This is a genomic window from Mesorhizobium japonicum MAFF 303099 (assembly GCF_000009625.1).
GTDB lineage: Bacteria > Pseudomonadota > Alphaproteobacteria > Rhizobiales > Rhizobiaceae > Mesorhizobium > Mesorhizobium japonicum.
This window is the reverse complement of the sequence record NC_002678.2, coordinates 4078979-4097635: the sequence shown is the minus strand read 5'-3', so window position 1 is coordinate 4097635 and position 18657 is coordinate 4078979. Positions and strand designations below refer to the sequence as shown.

19 protein-coding genes and 1 pseudogene are annotated in these 18657 nt (G+C 63.7%); 8 read left to right on the top strand and 12 right to left on the bottom strand.

Translation table 11 applies throughout. From position 1 onward, the window contains the following. Positions 1-74 precede the first annotated feature (74 nt). The 4 genes from MAFF_RS21150 to MAFF_RS21135 form a co-directional block, all read right to left on the bottom strand. Positions 75-1058 (bottom strand): 2-hydroxyacid dehydrogenase, encoded by a 984-nt coding sequence (locus MAFF_RS21150; RefSeq protein WP_010912998.1) that lies wholly within the window; start codon positions 1056-1058, stop codon positions 75-77. Further along, positions 1055-2077 carry a LacI family DNA-binding transcriptional regulator gene (locus MAFF_RS21145; RefSeq protein WP_080511907.1) on the bottom strand — a complete coding sequence of 341 codons (1023 nt, stop codon included), beginning with the start codon at positions 2075-2077 and terminating at the stop codon, positions 1055-1057. The genes MAFF_RS21150 and MAFF_RS21145 overlap by 4 nt, the downstream gene beginning before the upstream one ends. A 78-nt stretch (positions 2078-2155) precedes the next feature. After that, positions 2156-3040, bottom strand: coding sequence for a DMT family transporter (locus MAFF_RS21140; RefSeq protein WP_044551118.1), 885 nt, complete (start codon positions 3038-3040; stop codon positions 2156-2158). A 200-nt stretch (positions 3041-3240) separates the two neighbouring features. Further along, positions 3241-3648, bottom strand: coding sequence for a DUF2000 family protein (locus MAFF_RS21135; RefSeq protein WP_010912995.1), 408 nt, complete (start codon positions 3646-3648; stop codon positions 3241-3243). 51 nt (positions 3649-3699) lie between these two features. Between MAFF_RS21135 and MAFF_RS21130 the strand changes: the two genes are divergently transcribed. Then, complete coding sequence (locus tag MAFF_RS21130; RefSeq protein ID WP_010912994.1) at positions 3700-4572, top strand: AraC family transcriptional regulator; 873 nt, start codon at positions 3700-3702, stop codon at positions 4570-4572. On the opposite strand, the gene MAFF_RS21125 is transcribed toward MAFF_RS21130, so the two are convergent. Beyond that, a complete protein-coding gene (locus tag MAFF_RS21125) occupies positions 4573-5043 on the bottom strand; it encodes a MarR family winged helix-turn-helix transcriptional regulator (RefSeq protein ID WP_032933964.1) in 471 nt (156 codons plus the stop codon). Positions 5044-5441: 398 nt separating this feature from the next. Between MAFF_RS21125 and MAFF_RS21120 the strand changes: the two genes are divergently transcribed. Further along, on the top strand, positions 5442-6503 hold the full coding sequence (locus tag MAFF_RS21120; protein WP_044548762.1) for a CobW family GTP-binding protein: 1062 nt from the start codon (positions 5442-5444) through the stop codon (positions 6501-6503). A gap of 343 nt (positions 6504-6846) precedes the next feature. On the opposite strand, the gene MAFF_RS41445 is transcribed toward MAFF_RS21120, so the two are convergent. Continuing rightward, positions 6847-7560 carry a CDP-diacylglycerol diphosphatase gene (locus tag MAFF_RS41445; protein WP_157866033.1) on the bottom strand — a complete coding sequence of 238 codons (714 nt, stop codon included), beginning with the start codon at positions 7558-7560 and terminating at the stop codon, positions 6847-6849. 198 nt (positions 7561-7758) lie between these two features. Here MAFF_RS41445 and MAFF_RS21115 point away from each other — a divergent pair. Beyond that, a pseudogene (locus MAFF_RS21115) lies at positions 7759-7975 on the top strand (GNAT family N-acetyltransferase); the annotation flags it as partial. 106 nt (positions 7976-8081) lie between these two features. Then, the gene (locus MAFF_RS21110) at positions 8082-9056 is read left to right on the top strand and encodes a WD40 repeat domain-containing protein (RefSeq protein WP_010912990.1); all 975 of its coding nucleotides are present in this window, start codon (positions 8082-8084) and stop codon (positions 9054-9056) included. Between the two features lie 2 nt (positions 9057-9058). Here MAFF_RS21110 and MAFF_RS21105 read toward each other — a convergent pair whose 3' ends face one another. Then, positions 9059-9514: a hypothetical protein gene (locus MAFF_RS21105; RefSeq protein ID WP_032933963.1), complete on the bottom strand. Its 456-nt coding sequence runs from the start codon at positions 9512-9514 to the stop codon at positions 9059-9061. Positions 9515-9578: 64 nt separating this feature from the next. On the opposite strand from MAFF_RS21105, the gene MAFF_RS21100 reads away from it, so the two are divergent. Further along, complete coding sequence (locus MAFF_RS21100; protein ID WP_010912988.1) at positions 9579-10010, top strand: MarR family winged helix-turn-helix transcriptional regulator; 432 nt, start codon at positions 9579-9581, stop codon at positions 10008-10010. Between the two features lie 18 nt (positions 10011-10028). Here the strand turns inward: MAFF_RS21100 and MAFF_RS21095 are convergent, their stop codons facing one another. Beyond that, positions 10029-10481 (bottom strand): hypothetical protein, encoded by a 453-nt coding sequence (locus MAFF_RS21095; protein WP_044548759.1) that lies wholly within the window; start codon positions 10479-10481, stop codon positions 10029-10031. Between the two features lie 155 nt (positions 10482-10636). Between MAFF_RS21095 and MAFF_RS21090 the strand changes: the two genes are divergently transcribed. From MAFF_RS21090 to MAFF_RS21080, 3 genes are read left to right on the top strand one after another with little or no spacing between them, the layout of a single operon-like run. Next, positions 10637-12019 (top strand): aspartate aminotransferase family protein, encoded by a 1383-nt coding sequence (locus MAFF_RS21090; protein WP_010912986.1) that lies wholly within the window; start codon positions 10637-10639, stop codon positions 12017-12019. Positions 12020-12030: 11 nt separating this feature from the next. Beyond that, a complete protein-coding gene (locus MAFF_RS21085; protein ID WP_010912985.1) occupies positions 12031-13431 on the top strand; it encodes a glutamine synthetase family protein in 1401 nt (466 codons plus the stop codon). A 54-nt stretch (positions 13432-13485) separates the two neighbouring features. Then, positions 13486-14157 carry a UdgX family uracil-DNA binding protein gene (locus MAFF_RS21080; protein WP_010912984.1) on the top strand — a complete coding sequence of 224 codons (672 nt, stop codon included), beginning with the start codon at positions 13486-13488 and terminating at the stop codon, positions 14155-14157. Positions 14158-14166: 9 nt separating this feature from the next. Here the strand turns inward: MAFF_RS21080 and MAFF_RS21075 are convergent, their stop codons facing one another. From MAFF_RS21075 to MAFF_RS21060, 4 genes are all read right to left on the bottom strand, one after another. Then, positions 14167-15432, bottom strand: coding sequence for a glycerate kinase type-2 family protein (locus MAFF_RS21075; protein ID WP_010912983.1), 1266 nt, complete (start codon positions 15430-15432; stop codon positions 14167-14169). Beyond that, a complete protein-coding gene (locus tag MAFF_RS21070; protein WP_010912982.1) occupies positions 15429-15932 on the bottom strand; it encodes a heme-degrading domain-containing protein in 504 nt (167 codons plus the stop codon). The genes MAFF_RS21075 and MAFF_RS21070 overlap by 4 nt, the downstream gene beginning before the upstream one ends. 77 nt (positions 15933-16009) lie before the next feature. Further along, positions 16010-17323 carry a guanine deaminase gene (gene guaD, locus MAFF_RS21065; protein ID WP_010912981.1) on the bottom strand — a complete coding sequence of 438 codons (1314 nt, stop codon included), beginning with the start codon at positions 17321-17323 and terminating at the stop codon, positions 16010-16012. Between the two features lies 1 nt (position 17324). Continuing rightward, complete coding sequence (locus MAFF_RS21060) at positions 17325-18542, bottom strand: urate hydroxylase PuuD (protein ID WP_044548757.1); 1218 nt, start codon at positions 18540-18542, stop codon at positions 17325-17327. Between the last annotated feature and the right edge of the window lie 115 nt (positions 18543-18657).

Sequence of the window (18657 nt, the reverse complement as noted above, 5' to 3'; positions counted from 1 at the left end):
CCCCGCGCACGGGCAGGATGAAGAATGATTTCAAAGGGTTAAGCCGGCGTTAATAAATGTGGCAAACTGCCAAGTCAGCCGCGAGCCTTCACATGCGCCGTTTCCGGAACCGGCGTCAGCGGCTGGCGCTCGGTGAACCAGGACACCAGATTGTCGACGCACAGATCGGCCATGGCGCGGCGCGTGTGTTCCGAGGCCGAGCCGACATGCGGCAACAGGGAGGCGTTGGGGGCGTCGAGCAATGCCTTGGGCACGTTCGGCTCGTCGGCGAAGACATCGAGCCCGGCGGCGGCGATGGTGCCGTCGGCGAGCGCCGCCGCGAGTGCTGCCTCGTCGACCGTGCTGCCGCGGCCGATATTGACGAAAACGCCATTGGCGCCGAGCGCCGACAGGATCTCGGCATTGACCGCCTTCTGCGTCGAAGCACCACCAGGCGCCACCGAAATCAGCGTATCGACCGCTTCCGCCAGACCTCTCAGTGTCGGGTGATACTGATACGCAAGACCTTCGACACGGCGCCGGTTGTGGTAGGCGATGGGCAGTCCGAACGCCTCGAGCCGCCGGGCGATGGCCTGCCCGATGCGGCCCATGCCGAAAATCCCGACGCGGCGCGCGCGCAAGGTCAGCCGGCTCAGCGGATAGTTGCCCTTGCGCACCCAGCTGCCGTCGCGCAGCCAGTTTTCCGCACGCGGCAGGTCGCGGATCGTGTTGATCAGCAGGCCGATCGCGGTGTCGGCGACCTCCTCGGTCAGCACGTCGGGCGTGTTGGTGACCATGATGTTCTTCGCCGCCGCATGGCCGACATCGACCGAATCATAGCCGACGCCGAAGGAGGCGATGAGTTCGAGATTGGGCAGCGCATCCATCATCGCCGCGCTGATGCCGGCAAAGGAGGCAATGCCACGCACCATGCGCCGCATCTCGTCGGTGACCAGCGCCGGATCGGCGCGCTCGATGCTCACCTGTTTGAAGGTACGGTCGATGCGCCGGACGGCATGGTCGCTGAAGTCCGCCGGCACCAGAATGGCGACGGCTTGCAGTTGTTCGGCCTTGGTCATGCCCGCTCCACCGGCTTGCCGGTCGACTGGCGCACATGCAGTTCCGGCTTGATCAATTCCTGCGAGGGCCGCACCGTCTGCCCATTGAGCTTGTCGAGCAGCGCGCTGGCGGCGCGGCGGCCGACCTCGCGCTGGCCGTTCCAGACGGTGGTCAGCGCCGGCGTGGCGATCGCCGCCTCCTCGAGATCGTCATAGCCGGTGACGGAGATGTCGATGCCCGGCACCAGGCCGGCGCGCGCAATGCCGTTCATCAGGCCGATGGCAACGAGGTCGTTCCAGCAGCAGGCGGCGGTCGGTCTGTCCTTCAGCGCCAGGAACTGCCCGGCGGCCTCGAAGCCGGCCTGCTTGGTGCGCGGACCGGCGATGCGCCAGGACGGCCTGACTTCGAGCCCTGCCGCCTCCATGGCGTTGACATAGCCCTGGTAGCGGTCGCGGCCGGTCGAGGTCTGGTCGGTGCCGCCGATCATGGCGATGCGCTTGTGGCCGAGCGAGATCAGATGGTTGGTGGCAAGCCCGGTGCCATAGGAATCGTCGCCGCGAAACACCGGCACGTCGGCGCCCTCGACGGTGCGGGCGATCAGCACCGCCGGCAGGCCGTTCTCCTCGGCCATCAGTATGTCGGCGGCCGGAGTGCCGATGGCCGGCGACATGATGACGCCGTCGGCGCCAAGCTGCAGCAGCGTGTCGATGAAGGTGCGCTGTTTTTCGAGTTGGTCGTAATGATTGGACAGGATGAAGGTCTGCCGGCTGCGGTCGAGTTCGCTTTCGATCGAGCGCAGGATCTCGGCGAAGAACGGGTTCATGATGTCGTGCACGACGACGCCGACAATGCCCGAGCGCGAGGTGCGGAGGCTGGCGGCGCGGCGGTTGTAGATATAGCCGATGGCGCGCGCATGTTCCTTGATGCGGTCGCGTGTCGAGCCGGCCACCAGCGGACTGTCGCGCAGCGCCAGCGACACGGTGGCCGTGGACACGCCGAGTGCATCGGCGATCGTCGAAAGCTTGATTTTTTGTGCCAGCGCCTTGCGCCCCCCGAACGAGCTGAATTGCGACCTAAACAGTTTAAAGGCGGCGTTATGCCACCGATCGGGGGCAAATCAAAGTTTTTTTGCCAGCGCCTCGGCTTCGACATCGGAGGCCGCGCGGCTTTGCAGCCGCAGCCGGTGCTCGCGGTGGACGATGTAGAGGCCGCTGGCGACGATGATGGCGGCGCCGACCAGCGTCCAGCGATCCGGGAACTGCTTGAAGACGATCCAGCCGGAAATGACCATCCAGACCATCTGCGAATAGGGATAGGGCGCCAATGCCGTGGTCGTCGCCAACCGATAGGCCTGGACCAGCAGCCAGTGCCCGACGCCGCCGAACACGCCAAGCATGAGCAGGATGAACCAGTGCCAGCCATCATGCGGCAGCGAGAAGGAAAATGGCAGCATGGGCAAAAGCAGCACCGTCGGCGCCAGCGCCGAAAACAGGATCAGGCTTTCCGACGTCTCGGTCGACGACATGCGGCGCGTCATGATGACATAGAAGCAGTTCGACAGCATCGAGCCGAGTGCGAAGAGATGGCCGATGCCGAAGACGCCGACACCGGGCCTTGTGATGATGAGGACCCCGGCGAAGGCGGCCAGGATGGCCAGCCAGCGCCGCCAGCCGGCCCATTCGCCGAGCAGCGGGCCGGCAAGCGCGGTGATCACCATCGGCCCGAAGAAATAGATCGATGTCGTCTCGGCCAGCTGCAGGGAGCGCAGGGCCAGGATGTTGCACATGGTCGAGCCGAACAAGAACACACCGCGCAGCACATGTGCTGGCAGGTTGACCGGGCGAAACCGCAGCGGATCGCGCCAGCCGCGCAGGAGCGTGCCGACCAGCACGACATGCACGGCAAAACGCACCCAAGCGACGATCAGCGCGGAAACGCCGGCAAGGACGAGATATTTGCTTGAGGTGTCGAGGAAGGTGAAGAAAACATAGGTGGTCAGCATGCACAGGATCGCCACCGGCGGCGTCGCGCTTTCGACATATCTTTTGGAAGCATTCACTTGCAGGCCGGGGAAAAGCTGGGCTGGAGTCCACCTTTGCGGGAATTGCCGCTTGCCGGCAAGCCAATTGTCGGCCGCAGCCGCGCACATGAGCTCGCTGGCACAACAATAGAAGCTGCCAGGCTTAGTCCAAGCCTCCCACGCTATGCCTGCATGCGGGCGCCCTTGGTGATCTTGTCGACCACCTTCTTCTCGGCACGCAGCGCGATGCCGACCACCTTGGCGTCTTCCGGCGCGAATTGCGCAAAGACGGCGCGGTTGGCGGCGTCGAAGCCGGTCGAAAACATCTCCTCGACATAGAGCGAGGTCGTCACGCCGCGCTCCAGCGCGCGCCGGTGGATCGCGGCCAGCGTCGCCTGGTCTGCCGACAGCACGATGACCGGCTGTATCGACAGCGGATTGTAGAGATTGCCCGAGCGGTCGCGATAGGGGTCGCCGATGATGTCGGGAAACTGCGCGACGATGCCGCTGGTCAGGAAAGCGGTGACGTTGAGTTTCTGCCAGACGGGCAAGTCTTCCCGCAAGACGATTGCAAATTTCGTATCGAACATGAGAAAAAGACCATTCGAGGTTAGGCCCCAATTGCGAGGCTGAATGAGACGATGTCGTTCGAACTAGACCGCCAGGCCTCTAGGGGTCTTGGACGTTTGTGCGCGGATGGGGCGGAGAACTGCATCATCTCCGCACCCGACCCCGCCGGCATGGAGCGGATCGAGGCGCGCTTTCATGGCAGCGCCTTCGACCTGCATCGTCATGACACCTACGCGATCGGGGTGACCCTGCATGGCGTGCAGAGCTTTCGCTATCGCGGCGCAACGCGGCTAAGCCTGCCGGGCCAGATCATCGTGCTGCATCCCGACGAACTGCATGATGGCGGCGCCGGCACCGAGGACGGGTTGCGCTACAGGATGCTCTATCTCGAACCGTCGCTGATGCTGGACTGCCTTGGCGGCGCATCGTTGCCCTTCGTCAGGGACGCCGTGGTGCGGGACGACGCCTTCTGCGCCATGCTGCTTTCGGCGCTGGGGCCGCTGCAGCAGGAACTCGACGAGCTGTTCGTCGACGATTTTCTCACGCAACTGATGCAGAGCCTGGCACGCCATGCCGGCCAGCCGGCAAAGCCGATGGCGAGAACCGCGTGGCGGGCGGCGGCGCTGGCGCGGGACTATCTGACGGAGAACGCAACACGCGCCGTGCGCTCCGGCGAACTGGAGGCCGTCACCGGGCTCGACCGCTATGCCTTGTCGAGGCATTTCCGCGCCGCCTTCTCGACCAGCCCGCATCGTTTCCTGGTGATGCGCCGGCTTCAGCGCGCGCGGCGGATGATCACCGCCGGCGAACCCCTGGCGCAGATCGCGGTCGAGGCCGGCTTCACCGACCAGAGCCATTTCAACAGGCAATTCAAGAAAGCGTTCGGCATGACGCCGGGACGCTGGTCCTCGCTGATCCGGGACGCGGCCCCGGCGGCGGCCTGATCAGTCGTCCGACTCGGCGTCGTCGTCGATCAGCACCAGCTCCTCGTTGGAGAGGTTGGCCTCGATGCGGGCCAGCAGCTTGAACAGCGCCTTCTGGTCCTTCTTGTCGAGGCCTTTCAAAGCCTGCTTTTCGGTCTTCTTCACCGACTTCTCGATGGCGCGGATGGTTTCGCGGCCGCTGTCGGTGAGGAAGATGTGCGCCTGGCGGGCATCGGCCTCGGAGGCGCGCTTTTCCAGAAAACCCTGCGCCTGCAGCCGGTTGATGGTCTTGGTGATGGTGGGGGGGCGCACACCGAGGCGGCCGGCAAGATTGCCGGGCGTCTGGCCGTCCTCGCGGTCGAGCGCCAGCATGATCTGGTCCTGGCCAGCATAGAAGCCGTGCGCCAGAAGCCGGGCCGCCAGCGCGGTTCTTGCCAGCCTGGCCGCCGAATGCAGCCGGCTCATTGTCGCAGTCTTGTCCGCCTTGGCCATGGTCATCCCTCTTCGGCCATACCGGTGGCGACAGCATAGACGCAGCCGGCCGGTTGGCAATCGACGATAAAAAGAATCCGGCGCGTGAAACAGCTTTGCCGGCAAGCATTGCGGTGCCCGCCGTGGTGATGCCAGATGTTTATTTCAGTTAGATGACAAACGACTTTTGGCCGCACAGGAATCGCCGCCAAGGCGAGGCACGCGTGACATCAGAGGCACCTTGCTCGCCACAAGGCGCGCTCCCGCAGTCATCCGGCATGCCGATAGCACAAGTGGCGGGCCAAGAGCTTTGGCCCATCGGTTTGCCCCGTGCAAAAGCCCCGCACACATCCTATATGGAGCCGACAATCCCTTTTTCGCGGCCTGGATTTCAAGGCCCAGTCATCTCGAGGCAAGCCATGAGCGACGCACAGACGCAGATCCCCGTAACCGTTCTCACCGGCTATCTCGGCGCCGGCAAGACGACGCTGCTCAACCGCATCCTGTCGGAGAACCACGGCAGGCGCTACGCGGTCATCGTCAACGAATTCGGTGAAATCGGCATCGACAACGACCTGATCGTGGAATCCGACGAGGAAATCTACGAGATGAACAATGGCTGCGTCTGCTGCACTGTGCGCGGCGACCTGATCCGTGTCGTCGAGGGCCTGATGCGCAGGCCCGGCCGCTTCGACGCCATCGTGGTCGAGACCACCGGCCTCGCCGATCCGGTGCCGGTGGCGCAGACCTTCTTCATGGACGACGACGTGCGCTCCAAAACCAAGCTCGATGCGGTGGTGGCGCTGGTCGATGCCAAGCATTTGCCGCTCAGGCTCAAGGATTCCAAGGAAGCCGAGGACCAGATTGCTTTCGCCGATGTCGTCGTGCTCAACAAGACCGATCTCGTCACCCCCGAAGAGCTCGCCAAGGTCGAGGCGACCATCCGCGCCATCAACCCGGCGGCGAAGATCCATCGCACCACCCGCGCCGGCGTCGCCCTGTCGGAAGTGCTCGACCGCGGCGCCTTCGACCTCTCCCGTGCACTGGAAAATGACCCGCATTTCCTCGAAGGTCATGACGATCACGACCATCATGACCACGACCACCACGATCACGATGGCCACCATCACCATGATCATGACGGGCACGACCATCACCATCACGACCATCCCTCCGACATCCATGACGTGACGGTGCAGTCGGTGTCGTTGCGCGGCGGCGAGATGGACCCGAAGAAATTCTTCCCATGGATCGAGAAGATCACCCAGATGGAAGGCCCCAACATCCTGCGGCTGAAGGGCATCATTGCACTCAAGGGCGATGATGAACGCTACGTCATCCAGGGCGTGCACATGATCATAGAGGGCGACCATCAGCGCGCCTGGAAAGACGGCGAGAAACATGAAAGCCGGCTCGTGTTCATCGGCCGCGAACTCGACGCCGAGCGGCTGAAGAAGAGTTTTGACGCCTGCCAGGCCTAGTCAGGCTTTGCCGTGCGATTCCAGGCTGGATGTAATGATCGAAGAATTACTGCCGTGGAATTTCAGAAGCCGCCGTTGACGATCTTGCCGTTTCCACGAACGCCGCCACTGCGACGGTAGGTCGGCGGCCACTTCGCTCAGTGCCGCTTGCTCGATTTGATTGGGATCAGACCAAGCGAGCGGCTGCGGCTGGCCGCCAATGGGTGCTGGCGGCGCGTGATTCTAGCACAAAGCCCGCCGCCAAAGCGAGGGCTTGTCTATGAGGAAAGGGAGACGGACGGGCGCGTCTAGCCAGGGCGTCCTTGAAATGGTCGAATGATCGGCTTTGACCAATAGGCGGTGGCTAGCGCGAAGTACATCTGTGATCAAGGAGGTGCTCAGCTGCCCTTCCCCAATTTACCAGAATATAGAATCCCGGCCTCGCGTCAGCCAGCGTTGCACCGGCGACAAGTACATTTAGATCATCCATAGCGTGTCGTGCCTGAGGCAAACCGGCAACAACCAAGCCGACCACATTAGTGGTTCGCAGATCCGGCTCATCCACTGCCATTATCCAATAGGGTCGCCCGTTCAATATCAATGGAAACGGTTGCCAAGCAGCGTCTTGCTTCGGCCCATCTAAGGCAAGCGTCCTTTCAACCGACTCTAGCAAGCAATCGACGTGGATGTGTAACTGATCCTGGGACCGTTCAATTCGGGAATTCACCGCCAGACCAACGGCTGATCGTGGCAGGCCGTGTCCGAGTCTTGCTTCAACTTTCTGTCGGGCTTCCCATGCCCGGTTCCATAGTCGGGCGCTATCAGTGGAACGGGCGGATGGGCTCTCCAGGCCCGCAACTGCTGTGATTGGGGCCACCAGAAACTCGGTCCGGTGTAGAGGTGATTTGATGAGGACCGACCCATAATCTCCCTGCTCGGTCAGTATCACCTCGTCGCAGGGGAAGGCGACGCCAAACCGCGCACTTGCAACTGCGCAGGTCTGCACCATCTCCCACAATATTTTGCGTTTGAGGAAAGCGTAGCCGGCAGCGGCTGACAAAGCGACCAACAATGTCACGAACAGCCGAAGGCCCCTGCGCTCCAAGAAGCCCAGCACATTGTTCCTTTCTCAAACGACCGGAGCGAGCGGCGCGAGCATCGCCAAGAACATGGTTCGGGTCATCATACAATCGCAGGGTGCGAAAGTTCAGTTCCCACCTGGAGATCACAATCAGTGATGTTATCCCCGTTCCGTTGGGGAGGCCGCCATCAGGCAGGGCTTGGAGGTCAACTGCTCGCCGCCGCCGCGTTGCGCTGCGTGCGGCTTGCCGGCGAAGGCGGCGGCATCCTGCTCATCATCGATGCCGAGAGCGACCGGGTCCGCAAGGTGGTATGCCGGCTGTGGTGCAGAGCGCCTTCAGGGATCAGCTTTGACCCTGGTGATGCCATTGGCGACGTTTGCGACTGAACTGCGAGCCAAGGGGCTGCCTTGACCAGATTACAGCCTCTTGCCGCCTCGCCGATCTTCCAAGGTTGCCGGAACCGTAAACGTCGAGTAAGCCCCTGCAACCGCTGCAACTCAACTGAATAAAGATATCCATGCCCACAGTCGCCCCGCTTGATCTCGAAGGCCATTGCGTTGCCGCCGTCTTCCTTGGCGATGTGCCGCATTTCGCGCTGGCCGATGGCGCCATTCATCGGCTCGACAATGGCCACAAGACGGTCCAGGCCAATGACGGGCTGCTCGCCGCCTTCCATGATTCAGCCAACGACCGGCTGATCACCGGCGGCGAGGACGGCAAGGTGTTTGCCGTCAAGGCGGGCGGCGAAGCCGCCGAAGTAGCGAATGCCGGCAAGAAATGGATCACCAGCGTTGCCGCCGGGCCGCAAGGCGCCATCGCCTATGCGACGGGCAAGACCGCCTTCGTGCGCTTCGCCGATGACAAGACCAGGGAATTTGCCCATCCGCGTTCGGTCGAGGGGCTGGCGTTTTCGCCCAAGGGCATGCGCTTCGGGGTCGCCCGCTACAATGGCGCGACGCTGCATTTCCCGGCCGCCGAGGGCAAGCCGGTGGAGCTCGAATGGGCTGGCGCCCATACCGGCATCACCTTCTCGCCGGATGGCGCTTTCCTCGTCACCACGATGCAGGAAAACGCCCTGCATGGCTGGAAGCTCGCCGACGGCAAGCACATGCGCATGAGCGGCTATCCCGGCAAGGTCAAAAGCCTGTCATGGAGCGTCAAAGGCAAATGGCTGGCGAGTTCCGGCGCGCCGGCGGCGATCGTCTGGCCGTTTTCGGGCAAGGACGGGCCGATGGGCAAGGCGCCGCTGGAACTCGGCACGCGCGGCAACACGATGGTGACCTGCGTGGCCTGCCATCCAAGCCAGGACGTCGTGGCGATCGGTTACGAGGACGGCATGGTGATCGCCGCTCGCTTCGCCGACGCCAAGGAAGTGCTGTTGCGCCGTCAGGGCAAGGGCGCCATCACCTCGATGATGTGGGACAAGGAAGAGCGCCGTATCGCCTTCGGCAGCGCGGCCGGCGACTGCGGCGTCGTCGACATCACAGCCTGATCTCACCGCGCTGGTGCAGTCAGCCGAAGAGGCTTGCGCCGCAGCGACAGCCCGTCGCGCATGTTGAGCGACAGCAATGCGATGTTCGTTGCGCCGGCTACCAGTTCGATCGTCTGGACGATCATGAAAAAATTGTCGAAGCGACCGGCCGCGGCAAAGCTGCTGAGCAGGAAGGCGGAGGGCACGAGGACCAGCAATCCGTTGGCGGCGATGATGCGCATGCGCCACTTCTTGCGTGCCACGACCGGGCTCTTCCAGCCCTTGCCGAGTGAAAAGCCCGACGCGCCGGCAATGATCATCGCCGGGATGAGCACCGCCATGCCGGCCAGTACGCAGTTCTTGACCGTTGCGATCGCGGCAGTATCGCCGAGCAGTTCGGCCGTGGCCGTCGACAGCCAGAAAGCCGAGACCGTGATGAGCGCGACGACGCCCGCCGCTGCATGAATTTTGGTTTTCATTTTCATCTCCATAGCAAGCTATATATCATTGCATAGCATGCTATTCAACTATTATCTGGCAGGCATGACATTTCAGAAGGAACGATCCGCTGGATTCCTGGCCAACCACATGGCGCGGTTGTTTGCCAACGGCCTGCAGCAGCGCATCCGGCCGCTCGGCCTGGCGCCCGCCCAGTTCATGACCCTGCTGGCGCTGTGGGATGAAGATGGCCTGACGCAACGCGAACTCGTGCAGCGTCTCAACGTCGAACAAGCGACGATTGCCAACACGCTGATCCGCATGGAACGTGACGGGCTGATCGAACGACGCCTGCACCCCGAAGACGGACGCTCGCAGTCGATCCATCTCACCGCGAAAGCCGTTGGCCTGCGCGAGCCGGCGACACGGGCCGCGCGTGCACAGAACGAGGTGGCCCTGACCGGCTTCAGCGAGGACGAGCGGCTGGTGTTTCTCGACCTGATGCGACGCGCCATCGCCTCGATGCAGGCAGGCTGACACAGCCGATCGGCGAGCCTACTCAGCCCCGCACGACACTTTGCCCGTCAGTTCCATCGGTTTGCCGTCCTTGTCCGTGTCGGCGGCCTTGTCATAGACGGCAAGCGTGTACTGGCCGTCATAGACGCCTTCGTCGCTGGCCTTGGTCAGGATCGTCAGCTCGACCGAATTGAAGGCGTTTGCCACCTCGTGCTCGTGGTAGATGTTCAGCCGCAGTTCCTTGTCGTCCAGCCAGTACTGGGTCAGGTTGGAACCCTCGAACACCGTCTTGCGCAATCCATCGCCAGCCGGCCTCGCCTTGATCTCGAGATCGCCGCGGAAGTTGAAGGTCGGGCCGCCCATGCCTCTGGTGACGCCGGCGCCGACGTCGAATGTCACCGCGGCATCATCGACGTTGCACCAGATGCCGCCCGAGGCGAAGGCCGTGCCGGCCGACGCCAGAAGCATTGCCACACAGATGATCGTCCGCATTTTGTTCCCCACCTCAATTCCCGCTTATATTGGCGCCGACTTCGCCAGCACGGTCAAGCGGCGCCGCAGGCGGCTGAGCCAATGCAGGGTAGACGCGCGGCCAATTGCGGTTGCGGACATGGATTGGCTAAGAGGGACGGGTGAGAGGGGTTTTCATGCACAACAGCGACAGTTCAAAGACGCCCATCGGCGGCATCAGCCGTGACCGCATCGCGCAATTGCGCGAGACCGAAGGCGCGGCCTTCCGCAAGGCGCGGCCGAAATCGCAGGCCAAGGTCGGCAACGGCCTGCCCGGCTTCTTCGGCGGCGTGCCGATGCACTGGATGAACGACTGGCCGACGCCGTTTCCGATCCTGGTCGACAGCGCCAAAGGCGCTGCGATCACCGACATCGATGGCAACAGGCTCGACGATTTCTGCCTTGGCGACACCGGCTCGATGTTCGGCCACTCGCCACCGCCGGTGGCGCGCGCGATCCGCCGCCAGGCCGGGCGCGGCCTGACCTATATGCTGCCTTCGGAAGACGCGCTTGCCATCGGGCCGCTGCTGCAGCAGCGTTTCGGCCTGCCATTCTGGCAGATCGCGACGACGGCGACCGACGCCAACCGCTTCTCGCTGCGCGTCGCCCGCGCCGTCACCGGGCGCGAAAAGATCCTGGTCTTCAACGGCTGCTACCACGGTTCGGTCGACGAGACGATGGTGCGGCTGATCGGCGGCAAGCCGGTCAACCGGCCGGGACTGGCGGGCGAGTTCCGCGACCTGACCCGTACGGCGAAAGTCATCGAATTCAACGATGTTGCAGCCCTTGAAGCAGCCCTCAAGGACAGGGATGTGGCCTGCGTCATCGCCGAGCCGGTGCTGACCAATTCCTGCATGGTGCTGGCCGACCCAGGCTTCCATGACGCGCTGCGCAGACTGACCCGCGAGACCGGCACGCTGCTCCTGATCGACGAGACGCACACGATCTCGACAGGTCCGGGCGGCTACACCAGGAAATACGGGCTGGAGCCCGACTTCTTCGTGCTGGGCAAGCCGATCGCCGGCGGCGTGCCGGCAAGTGTGTGGGGCATGAGCGACGAGGTCGCCTCGCGCTACGCCGACTACAACAGGACCAAGGAGCCTGGCTATTCCGGCATGGGCACGACGCTGTCGGCCAACCCGCTGCAGTTCGCGGCGATGCGCGCCACGCTGGAAGAGGTGATGACGGCGGAGAATTATGACCGCATGGACCATCTGGCGGAGCGGCTCGATGCCGGGCTGACCGGGGTGATCGACCGCTATCGCCTGCCCTGGCACGTCGCGCGCGTCGGCGCCCGCGTCGAGTTCATCTGCGCACCCGGACCGTTGCGCAATGGCGCCGAAGCCGAGACCGCGCATGCGCCGGAGCTCGAGGCCGCCATCCACGTCGCGCTGGTCAATCGCGGCGTGCTGATCGCGCCCTTCCACAACATGATGCTGATCTCGCCGGCGACGTCAGGCGCCCAGGTCAACCGGTTGATCGCCGCCTTCGGCGCGGTTGCGGCGAAGCTTGCGGCGTGAGACAAGCGGCCATGGACAATGCCATCGTGACCTCCCCTTCGGGGTCCTCGCCCGCCGAGGCGCAAGCCTTTCTCGACGCCCATCCCGAGATCGAAGCCTTCGATATCGTGCTGACCGACGCCAATGGCGTGGGCCGCGGCAAGATCGTACGCCGGCATGAGCTGAAGAGCATTTTCGAGGGTGGCCGGCATATGCCGATCTCGATCCTCGGCCTCGACATTACCGGCGAGGACGTGCACGAGACCGGACTGATCTGGACGACAGGCGACGGCGACCTCCGGGCATGGCCAATCCCCGGCACGCTGGTGCCGCTCTACGGCACCAATCCACCGCGTGGCCAGGTGCTGATGGCGATGTATCATCTCGACGGCCAGCCCATGTCGTCGGACCCGCGCCTCGCGCTCGCCCGGCAGGTCGACATCCTCGCGGCCAAGGGGCTTTACCCGGCGGGCGCCTTCGAACTGGAATTCTTCCTGCTGGCCAACGAGCGCGACGCCGACGGCAAGGTGCAGCCGGCGCGCGCGGTGCTCGATGGCCGCGTTTCGGGCAAGACGGAGGTCTATTCAGTCGACCATCTGCACGGCATGGAGCCGCTGTTCTCCGACATTTACGCCGCCGCCAAGGCGCAAGGCATTCCGGCCGAGACGGTGATATCGGAATATGCGCCCGGCCAGTACGAGCTGACGCTGAACTACCGCAAGGATGTGATGCGGGCCGCCGACGACCTCGTCATGCTGAAGCGGCTGGTGCGGGCGCAGGCGCGCCGCCATGGCGTCACCGCCTGCTTCATGGCCAAGCCGATCGAGAAATATGCCGGCTCGGGCATGCATTTCCACGTCTCGCTGCAGGACAAAGCCGGCCGCAACGTCTTTGCCGAAGCCGGCGGCGAGAGCTGGTCGCTACCCTTGCTGCAGGGGCTCGGCGGGCTGATCCAGACGATGGCGGAATCAATGCTGGTGTTTGCGCCGCACGCCAATTCCTGGCGGCGATTCGTCTCGCAATCCTATGCGCCGGTGGCGCCAACCTGGGGCGTCAACAATCGCTCGGTGGCGCTGCGCGTGCCGGCGGGCGACGCCAAGAACCGGCGCATCGAGCACCGGCCGTCGGGCGTCGACGCCAATCCCTACCTGATCGCCGCGACGGTGCTGGCCGGCATCGTCAAAGGCCTCGACGAAGGGCTCGATCCTGGTCCAGAAACGACCGGCAATGGCTATGAGGCGGCCGTCACCCGCACGACGATGCCGGCGGACTGGCGCGCGGCGATCGAAGCGGCCAAGGCCTCCAGCTTCCTCAAAGGCGCGCTGGGCGAGGATTTGCACCGCACCTTCGTGGCGATCAAACAGTCCGAATATCTGCGTGTGGCGCGCACCGTCAGCGAACTGGATTATCATCTCTATTTGCACGAGGTGTGAGGATCGGGAACCATCATCCGCCACGTCCATTTCCTGTCGAAATGGACGAGACAGATGACAGCAATCCTGCCGCACCGAACGCAGACATCCGCGGGACGCGCTTCGCGTGCCCGACAGGCACTGGATGAACATTTCGACGGATCGATTTCCGAGTTGCGCGAGGCCGCGAAAGGCTGCCGCCGCTGCCCGTTATGGCGCGATGCGACGCAGACGGTGTTCGGCGAAGGGCCTGACAATGCCAAGGTCATCTTCGTCGGCGAACAGCCGGGCGATCAGGAAGATCTCGCCGGCAAACCTTTCGTCGGTCCGGCTGGCAAGGTGTTCGACGCGATCCTCGATGAGGCGGAGGTGGATCGCCTAAAAGTCTACGTCACCAACGCGGTCAAGCACTTCAAATTCGAGCCGCGCGGCAAGCGGCGCATCCATTCCAAGCCAAACGCCGGTGAGGTGCAGGCCTGCCGCTGGTGGCTCGACAGGGAATTCGCACTGATCAAGCCGGAGCTTGCCGTGGCGCTCGGCGCAACGGCGGCTTTGTCGCTGCTCGGCAAGGCCATACCGGTGACGAAGATGCGCGGCCAGGTGATCGAACGCGAGGATGGCCTGCGCGTGTTCATCACCATCCATCCGTCCTTTATCCTGCGTATCCATGAGCCTGTGGACAAGGAGGCCGAGCGCGAGCGTTTCCTGCGGGATATGAGAGAGGTGAAACGGTTGATGGTTGCCTGAACGGGTCGCCTATCGGATCAGGATCGCCCTGAGATCATTGACATTCGTGCCGGTCGGCCCCGGCACGAACAGATCGCCAACCGCATTGAACGCTGTCCAGGCATTGTTGCCGGCCAGCATTGCCTTGGCGTCGACGCCGGCCGCGCGCATGCGCGACACGGTCGAAGCATCGGCGAAGGCCCCGGCATTGTTTTCCGAACCGTCGATGCCGTCGGTATCGGCGGCCAGGGCGTGAATGCCTTGCACGCCGCTGATGCCTATAGCGAAGGCGAGCAGGAATTCCGAATTGCGGCCGCCCTTGCCTTTTGCCCGCAAGGTCACGGTTGTTTCGCCACCCGAGAGAATAAGCACCGGCTTCGAAAACGGCCGGTTGCGCGTCGCGACTTCGCGGGCGATGGCGGCGTGAACGCCGCCGACCTCACGCGCTTCGCCCTCGATGGCATCGGAAAGGATAACGGCCTCTATCCCTTGCCGCCTGGCTTCCGCCGCTGCAGCTTCCAGCGACACACCGGCCGAGGCGATCAGATGCACCTCGTTGCGCGAAAAGCGCTCATCTCCGGGATCTGGCGCGTCGGCCGCCGGCGAATTGATATGCGCCATCACCGAGGCCGGCAGCTTCATGCCGTAGGCCGATATCGACGCCAGCGCGTCTTCGCGGCTGCCCGTATCCGGGACCGTCGGGCCGGAGGCGACAAGGGCTGGATTGTCGCCGGGAATATCGGAGACAACCAGCGACACCACCTTGGCCGGCCATGCGGCGGCGGCCAGCCGGCCGCCCTTGATGGTCGAGACATGCTTGCGGATGGTGTTCATGGCCGCGATCGGCGCGCCGGAGGCAAGCAGAGCCTCGTTGACGGCGATCTCGTCGGCGAGTGTCAGTCCGGCGGCCGGCGACGGCAGCAGGGCCGAGCCGCCACCCGATATTAACGCCACGACCAGATCATCCTCAGTGAGACCCTGGACCTTGGCGAGCAGACGGCGCGAGGCCTCGAGGCCGGCAGCGTCCGGCACAGGATGTGCCGCCTCGATGATCTCGATGCGTTCGCATTTCGCGCCATAACCGTAGCGGGTGACAACCAGCCCTTCGATCGGCCCGTCCCAGACTTTCTCGAAAGCCGCCGCCATCTGCGCCGAGCCTTTGCCGGCACCAATGACGATGGTGCGGCCCTTCGGCCTGACCGGCAGATGATCCCTGATCGTCCGTTCCGGATCGGCGGCGGCAACGGCGGCGTCGAAGATCGAGATAAGGAAGGCTTTGGGGTCGAGCACGGTCATTCAGCTTCCGAAGCCAGTACCAGCCCACGCTTGTCGATGCCGAGATGATCGCACAGCGCATCGATGACCACGCCGTGATCCTCGCGTTCCGGCAAGCCGGAAACCGCGATCACGCCGATGACGCCGGCGCCTTTGACCGTCACCGGAAAACCGCCGCCGGCGAGCACATAGTCGGAGACGTCGAGGCCCTCGCCGATCTTGAAGGCGCGGTCAGGGCGTTGCTGCTCCAGCACCATGCGATAGGTGCTTCTCAGGAACCGCCTGACCACATTGATCTTGCGGCGCGCCCAATCGGGATTGGAAGCATTCGACCCCGGCATGGCCGCGTAGAACAGCGGCCGGTCCCACAGCCTGATGTCGACGATGATGGGCAGGTTTTCGGCGATTGCGCGGGCGCGGATGGCGGAGCCGATCTTGAAGGCGACGGCCTCATCGAAGGCTGGGAAGACAAGAACCTCTTCCTGTTTCCGGATCAGAGCGATGTCGTCAGCAACGGCCATGTCGTTCCCCTGTCAACTTCGCCGCACGCTTTGACCGATGGCTGCCGCCGGGTCAAGCAATGAACGCACCCGACGCTCTAATTCGCCATGTCGCTCTTGGCGGCCCGCCCCGCGACATAGACCTCGCGCACGGCGCGGTCGTCGCCCAGCGTCTGCAGCAGGAACAATTCCTGCGCCAGCGTCTGTGCCGTTTCCATCCTGAGCCGCATCGCCGGCGTCGCCCTGGCGTCGAGCACGACGATGTCGGCGTCGGTACCCTGATCCAGCGTGCCGATCTTGTCGGCCACCGACAGCGCCTCGGCATTGCCGCGCGTGATCTGCCAGAAGGACTGGAACGGGTTGAGCTTCTCGCCGTTCAGCGCAATCACCTTGTAGCCCTCGTCCATGGTGCGCAGCATGGAATAGTTGGTGCCGCCGCCGACATCGGTGGCGGCGGCGATACGCAGCGGCTTGTCCCTGCGCCGGAAGCGCTGGTAGTCGAACAGGCCGGAGCCGAGGAACAGGTTCGAGGTCGGGCAGAACACCGCCACCGAGCCGCTCTGCGACAGCGCATCCGCCTCACGTTCCGACAGATGGATGCAGTGGCCAAACAGGCTGTTTTTGCCCAGCAACCCGTAATGTTCGTAGACATCGGTGTAGTCGCGCGACCGGGGATAAAGCTGCTGCGTGAAGGCGATTTCGGCGTGGTTTTCCGACAGATGCGTCTGCATGTGCAGGCCGGGATGCTCGCGGCACAGCGCGCCGGCCATTTCCATCTGCTCCGGCGAGGAGGTGATGGCGAAGCGCGGGGTGATGGCATAGTGCTGGCGGCCCTTGCCGTGCCACTCCTTGATCAGCGCCTTGGTGTCGTCGTAGCCGGATTGCGGCGTGTCGAGCACGCCGTCCGGGGCATTGCGGTCCATCATCACCTTGCCGGCGATGTTGAGCATGTTGCGGTCGTGCGACTCGGCGAAAAAGGCTTCGGCGGAAGCCTTGTGCACCGAGCAGTAGGCAGCCACCGTCGTGGTGCCGTGCCGCACCATCTCGTCGAGGAAGAGTCGCGCGATGCGGCGGCCATGCTGCGCGTTGGCGAATTTCGTTTCTTCCGGAAAAGTGTAGGTGTTCAACCAGTCGAGCAGTTCGGCGCCATAGGACGCGATGACCTGCATCTGCGGGAAATGCACATGGGTGTCGATGAAGCCCGGCAGCAAGAGGTGCGGCCGGTGGTCGATTTTTTTGGCCCCCTCACCAGCCTGCTTCTCGACATCGTGGTAGGCGCCCGAGGCGATGATCCGACCGTCGCTTATCAGCAGGCCGCCATCCTCCTCGTAACGCCAGGCCGAATGGTCGTCGATGGTCTCGGGCCAGCGCACGAAGGACAGCGTGCGGCCGCGCAGAAGTGTCGAGGTCATGCTATTTCCCCGCGCCTTCGAACCAGGCCACCAGCAATGCCCGTTCCTTGTCGGTGATCTGGCTGACATTGGCGGGCGGCATGGCGTGGCTGCGGCCGGCTTGCAGATAGATCTCGCGGGCGTGGTTGGCGATTTCCGCGTCGGTGTCGAGCATCACCCCCTTGGGCGCGTGGTAGATGCCTTCATAGACCGGCTCTTGCGCGTGGCACATCGAGCAGCGGCCGAGCACGGTGTCGCGCACCGCCGGGAAATGGGCGGAAGCGATATAGACCTCCGCCGAGGCGGATGCCTTGGGCTCACCGGTCAGCACCTTCGGCACGGTCGACAGCCAGATGATGATGATGAACAGGACGAGCGCGCCGAGCCAGGTCCAGTGCGGGTTGCCGGCCCGCTTGTGCACGGTGTTGAAATAGTGCCGGATCAAGACGCCGATGATGAACACCAGCGAGGCGATGACCCAGTTGAACTCAGTGCCGAACGCCAGCGGATAGTGGTTCGACAGCATCAGGAACAGGACGGGCAGCGTCAGATAGTTGTTGTGGAGCGAGCGCTGCTTGGCGATCTTGCCGTATTTCGGATCGGGCTTGCGGCCGGCGATGAGGTCGGCGACGACGATCTTCTGGTTGGGGATGATGACCATGAAGACGTTGGCCGACATGATCGTGGCGGTGATGGCGCCCAGATGCAGGAAGGCGGCGCGGCCGGTGAACAGATGCGTCAGCCCCCAGGCGATGAACACCAGCACGCAGTAGAGCACCAGCATCAGGCCTGTGTCGCTTTTGCCGAGCGGCGAACGGCAGAGCAGATCATAGACCACCCAGCCGACGCCGATCGTGGCCATGGACAAAAGGATGCCGACCGGCACCGACATGGGCAGCACATTGGGATCGATCAGGAACAGGTCGGCGCCGGCATAGTAGACCACGCACAGCATGGCGAAGCCGGACAGCCAGGTGGCGTAGGATTCCCATTTGAACCAGGTCAGGTGCTCCGGCATCTCGGCCGGCGCCACCAGATATTTCTGGATGTGGTAGAAGCCGCCGCCATGCACCTGCCATTCCTCGCCGAAGGCGCCGACGGGCATGCCCGGCCGCTGGCGCAGGCCGAGATCGAGCGCGACGAAATAGAAGGACGAGCCGATCCAGGCGATGCCGGTGATGACATGCAGCCACCGCACGGCAAAGCTCAGCCAGTCCCAGAAAATCGCGAAATCCATCATTGAAGTCGTCCCTGCCGATGACGCGACTTTACGGTCTCGCACGCAAACGGAAAGAGGCGAGGTGTACGATGACTTTCAAAAAAAAATGGAAAATACTAGGTTGATCGCCGAAAAC